This window comes from Nocardiopsis trehalosi NBRC 14201, assembly GCF_001552555.1.
Classification (GTDB): Bacteria; Actinomycetota; Actinomycetes; order Streptosporangiales; family Streptosporangiaceae; genus Nocardiopsis_B; species Nocardiopsis_B trehalosi.
The window spans coordinates 1-5,298 of sequence record NZ_BCRK01000278.1; the positions used below are offsets into that span (position 1 = coordinate 1).

Sequence of the window (5,298 nt, forward strand, 5' to 3'; positions counted from 1 at the left end):
CCGGTTCGGGGGAGCCGGCGGCCCCGCGCGTGTGCCGGGGCCGCCGCGCGCCGACGGACGCCGGCCCCGGCGGGCGCGCCCCGGCGCGTGGCGCAGGGCGCTCCGCGCGGTCGGGGCGGCGCCGCACCGTCCGCGGACGCGGATCACCGGTGGCGACCCGTGCCGTCCCGGTGCGCGCGGGACGCCGGGCGGTCGGGGTGGTCGGCGCGGTCGGGGGCCCGCACCGTCCGGAGACGCGAATCATCGGTTGCGATCCGGTGACATGTCGTGCGTGTCCGAATGCGCCGCGGCTACGATGAGGCGCCCCGCCGCGCCCGGCGGGAAGGGGCGCGCTCCGGCCCGGCCCGAGCGCCGCGGCGGAGCGTGGAGGAGGACGGGCAGGGTGGACCCGCTGGAGCCGTCCGACCCCGCGCACATCGGCGGCTATCGGCTCATCCACCGGCTGGGCGAGGGCGGCATGGGCCGGGTCTACCTCGCCGCCACACCGTCGGGGCGCCGGGTCGCCGTCAAGGTCATCCGGCCCGCCCTGGTCCGCGAGGCCGGCTTCCGCGCCCGCTTCGCCCGCGAGGTCGACGCCGCGCGCCGGGTGGGCGGCTTCCACACCGCCCCGGTCGTCGCCGCCGACCCGGAGGGCGACCCCGCGTGGGTGGCCACCGCCTACATCCCCGGCCCTACGCTCGACACGCGGGTCCGCGACAACGGGCCCATCGCGCCCCCCGCCCTGCACGCGCTGGCCGCCGGGCTGGCCGAAGGGCTCAAGGCGGTGCACGCCTGCGGGCTGGTCCACCGCGACCTCAAGCCGGGCAACATCATCCTCAGCGGCGACGGGCCCCGCATCATCGACTTCGGCATCGCCCGGCCGCTGGACTCCGAGGGGCTGACCACCCACGAGGCCGTGTTCGGCACCCTGCCCTACATGTCGCCCGAGCAGACCGAGAACTCCCACGTCGGTCCGGCCTCGGACATGTTCTCCCTCGGGACCGTCCTCGCCTACGCCGCCACCGGCACCAACCCCTTCAACGGGGCGTCCATGGCGGCGACGATCCGCCGCCTCATCGGGCCGCCCCCCGACCCCGGCGACGTCGACCCCGAGACCCGCGCGCTGATCACCGCCTGCTGGGACCACGACCCGGAGCGGCGGCCCACCCCCGACGCGGTCCTCACCCGCTTCGGCGCCCTCGCCGCCCGCACCGGGCCCCCGCCCGCCACCGACCGCCCCGCCGCCGAGGGCGGCGGGCCGGAGGTGACCACGTTCCCTCCGGCGGCGACCTACGTCGATTCCGCCGCCGACCGGTCGTCCTCGAAGGGCGGCGCGTCCGACGCGACGACCTTCCCCCCGGCACCGACGTACGTCGACCCGGCCGCCGACCGGCCGCCCGCCAAGGGCGGCGGGTCCACGGCGGCGCCGCCCCCGCCGGCCCCGCCGGCCCCGCCCTTCGCCGCCCCCGCCCGCCCCCCGCGCGCGGCGGCCGGGAGGCCGGGCGGTAGTACCCCCGACCGGGTGCGGCGCAAGGGGGTATGGCTCGTCGTCGGCGCCGTCGTGGCGTTCACCACCGTGCCCACCGCGGGTGCCTGGCTCGTGGCGGAGGGCCCCGGTGGCGAACCGTCCGACACGGTCTCCGTGCCTCCCCCGGAACCCCTCCTCACCCTCACCGGACACGAGGACACCGTGAACTCGGTGGCGTTCAGCCCCGACGGCACCGCGCTCGCCACCAGCGACACGGCGTTCTCCGTACGCGTGTGGGACACCGGCACCTGGGAGGAGAGCGCCACCCTCATCGAAGAGGACTCACCGGTGTCCGTGGGGACCCCCAGCGTGGCGTTCGACCCGGACGGCACCCTGCTCGCCACCGGTCACGAGTCGGTCCGATTGTGGGGCGTCGGTACCTGGGAGGAGGTCGCCACCATCCTGGAGGACGACTGGATCACCTCGGTGGCGTTCAGCTCGGACGGCACCACCCTCGCCACCAGCGACCCCGTGGGCAACGTGCGGTTCTGGAACACCAGCACCGGGAGCGAGACCGCCGCCGTCGAAGGGCCACCCGACTACGTGACCTCGATGGCGTTCAGCCCGGACGGCACCACGCTGGCCAGCGCCACGGCGGTCGACCAGGCCGGTGTCTTCGAGGACAGTGACGGCGGGGCCGTCCGGCTGTGGGATTCCCGCAACGGCGCCGAGATCGCCGTCCTCACCAGCCACGACTCCTCGTTCGAGTCGGTGGCGTTCAGCCCGGACGGCGGCCTGCTCGCCGCGTGCGACGGCGACGTGCGGCTGTGGGACACCGGCACCCGGGAGGAGGTCACGACGCTCACGGCCGCCGAAGCGACGGCGTCGCTGGCCTTCAGCCCGGACGGCTCCACGATCGCCACCGGCCACGAGGACGGCACCGTGCGCCTGCGGGACACCGAGACCTGGGAGGAGACCGCCGTGTACCCGGCGGTCGCCGACCACGGGCGGGTCACGTCGGTTGCGTTCAGCACGGACGGCACCGTCGCCGCCGCCGGCCACAGCGACGGCACCATCCTCCTGTGGCCCGTCGGCTAACCACACCGCCCTCGAGTCACCCCGGCCCCGCCCGCCGAAGGTCAGCCGTGCCCCGCCCCGCCTCGCCAGTTCGCGCGTCCATGAAACGCCATTCTCCCCTCCTTGCAATGCGAAACGCACTAGCCTTACCGTGTGTTCGAGGAGATCATGTGGACGGAGAGGGCGGAGGCGCACATCGCCCGCCACGGAGTGACGCCCGACGAGGTCGAGGACGTCCTCGGGTCGCGGGGCAGTCGGCGCCGGGCGGGTCCGGACGACGTCCGCTACGTTTTCGGCCGGTCCGCCGCCGGACGGCCTCTGGTCGTGGTGGTGGTGGACAGCATGGATGGGCGGGTGTACGTGGCCACCGCTCGCGACATGACGGCCACCGAGGTTCGCTGGTTCCGCAAGATGAAAGGGTGCTGACATGGACCCGAACAGGTTGGACGATGTCGCTCGCTGGGCCGAGGGGCATGACTTCTCCGAGGAGATCGCGGACTCGGTGCCCAACGACGACGCGGTGGAGAATCCGATGATCACGACGTCACTCCGGTTGCCGCGCACGGTGATGCGCGGGCTGCGCGCGGCGGCCGACGAGCGCGGCGTCCGGGTGACCGCGCTGATGCGGGAGTGGCTGGAGGAGCGCCTCGGCGCCGAGGCGGAGGCCGAGGACGTGTTCGTGTCGGCGGCGGATGTGCGGCGGCTCATCGCGGTGAAGGGGCATCCGGTCCGTGAGCTGACGGCCGGGGGGTGACTAGAGTCGGATCATGAGCTCTGGGGACGCCGTCGGGCCGGAACTGCACGTGGCCGTCATCGGGTACGGGAAGGGTGGGGAGTGGTTCCACGCGCCGCTGGTCGACGCCACCCCCGGGCTGCGGCTGGCGGCCGTCGTCACCGGTGACCCCGGGCGGCGGGCGGAGGTGCGCCGCCGCTACCCCGGGGCCGCCGTCCTGGGCTCCGTCGAGGAGCTGTGGGCGCGCGCCGACGAGGTCGAGATCGCCGTCGTCACCACCCCCAACGCCACGCACGCGCCGCTGGCCCGGCGGGCGCTGGAGGCCGGCCTCGCCGTGGTGGTCGACAAGCCGTTCGCGCTGACCGCCGCCGAGGGCCGCGAACTGGCCGCCGAGGCCGAGCGCCGCGGGCAGGTCCTCACCGTCTACCAGAACCGGCGCTGGGACTCCGACTTCCTGACCCTGTGGCGGCTCATCGACGAGGGTGCCCTGGGCCGCGTCGCCCGCTTCGAGTCGCGGTTCGAGCGGTGGCGGCCCACCGCCAAGGACCACTGGCGCGAGCGCGGCGGCGCCGACACCGGGTCCGGCATCCTCTACGACCTCGGGCCGCACCTCATCGACCAGGCCGTGAACCTGTTCGGCCCGGTCGCCTCGGTCTACGCCGAACTCGACACCCGCCGCCCCGGTGTCGGGGCCGAGGACGACGCGTTCCTCGCCCTCACCCACACCGGCGGCGTCCGCTCGCACCTGTGGATGAGCGCCGTGGCCGGCCAGCTCGGTCCGCGCTTCCGGGTCCTCGGCGACCGCGCCGCGTTCACCATCGACGGCCTCGACGGGCAGGAGGCCCGCCTCGGCGCCGGCGAGCGCCCCGACGCCCCCGACTGGGGGGTGGAGCCGGAATCGGCGTGGGGCCGGCTGGGCACCGACGGCGACCTGCGCCGCGTCCCCAGCGAGCGCGGCGCCTACCCGGCCTTCTACGCGGGCGTGCGCGACGCGGTGGGCGAGGCCGAACCGCTCCCCGTGGAGCTGCACGAGGTGATCCACGGACTGGAGGTCATCGAGGCCGCCCGCGCGAGCGCGCGGACGGGGAGCAACGTCACCCTCTGACATCCGCCGGCCCCAGCGGCCCCCTTTGCGGTGCCGCCTGCTCGGGCCGCAGGGCGCCCGGCGGCGGTGGCCCGGTCGCCGCGCGGCCGGTATCGGAACGGCCCCACCGCGCCGCCCGGCGACGGCGGCCAGGTGCGCCCGGCACGGCCCGCCGTGCTGTCCCGCCGCGCCGCCCCGGCGACCGCGACCGTGTACCGCCCCACGCCCCCTGGCCGGTGGCGGAGCCGGGCCGGGTGCCCACCCGGGTCACCGGCCTGGCCAGCGCATTGTCTAACGTCGGATGTATGGAGGGTTCCCCGACCGGCGGCCATCGCGCCGGAAGCCGCGGATACCGGCGCGTCGTCATCGCCATGGCGGCCGCCGGTATCGCCACGTTCGCCCAGCTCTACGCCGTGCAGGCGGTCCTGCCCGGACTGGCGTCCGGGTTCGGCACCTCGGCGGCGCACGCGGCGCTCAGCGTCTCCTTCGCGACCGCCGGGCTGGCGGGGTTCGTCCTGGTGTGGAGCGGCGCCGCCGACCGGTACGGCCGGGTCCGGGTGATGGGCGCCTCCCTGGCCGTCTCCACCGCGCTCGGCCTCGCGGCGCCCTTCGCCCCCGACATGTGGGTCCTGCTCGCCCTGCGCGGCGTGCAGGGCGCGGCGCTGGGCGGGGTGCCCGCCGTGGCGATGGCCTACCTCGCCGAGGAGGTGCACCCCGCCCACCTCGGCCGCGTCGCCGGCGTCTACATCGCCGGGACAACGGTCGGCGGCATGAGCGGGCGCCTGGTCGCCGGGGCCGTCGCCGACGCGGGCGGCTGGCGGTGGGGCGTCGGCGCCGACTCCGTGCTCGCGCTCGCCGCGATGGCCGTGTACTTCGCCGCCGTGCCGCGCCCCCGGGGGTTCACCCCGCGCCCCCGCCGCTCCGGCGGCCCCGGGCTGCCGCACCGCATCGGCGGGG

5 protein-coding genes are annotated in these 5,298 nt (G+C 76.2%); all 5 read left to right on the forward strand.

Features of this window, described 5'->3' with window-relative positions; genetic code table 11:
- The first annotated feature begins 382 nt into the window (after window positions 1-382).
- Window positions 383-2,545 carry a WD40 repeat domain-containing serine/threonine protein kinase gene (locus NT8_RS27030; protein WP_067975641.1) on the forward strand — a complete coding sequence of 721 codons (2,163 nt, stop codon included), beginning with the start codon at window positions 383-385 and terminating at the stop codon, window positions 2,543-2,545.
- Between the two features lie 132 nt (window positions 2,546-2,677).
- Window positions 2,678-2,950 (forward strand): hypothetical protein, encoded by a 273-nt coding sequence (locus tag NT8_RS27035; RefSeq protein ID WP_217999329.1) that lies wholly within the window; start codon window positions 2,678-2,680, stop codon window positions 2,948-2,950.
- 16 nt (window positions 2,951-2,966) lie between these two features.
- On the forward strand, window positions 2,967-3,278 hold the full coding sequence (locus NT8_RS27040) for a hypothetical protein (protein ID WP_157515995.1): 312 nt from the start codon (window positions 2,967-2,969) through the stop codon (window positions 3,276-3,278).
- Window positions 3,279-3,291: 13 nt separating this feature from the next.
- Entirely contained in the window at window positions 3,292-4,362 is a 1,071-nt protein-coding gene (locus NT8_RS27045) for a Gfo/Idh/MocA family protein (protein WP_067975646.1), read from the forward strand.
- Between the two features lie 284 nt (window positions 4,363-4,646).
- The coding region (locus NT8_RS27050) for an MFS transporter (protein WP_157515996.1) at window positions 4,647-5,298 on the forward strand (652 nt) is incomplete at its 3' end.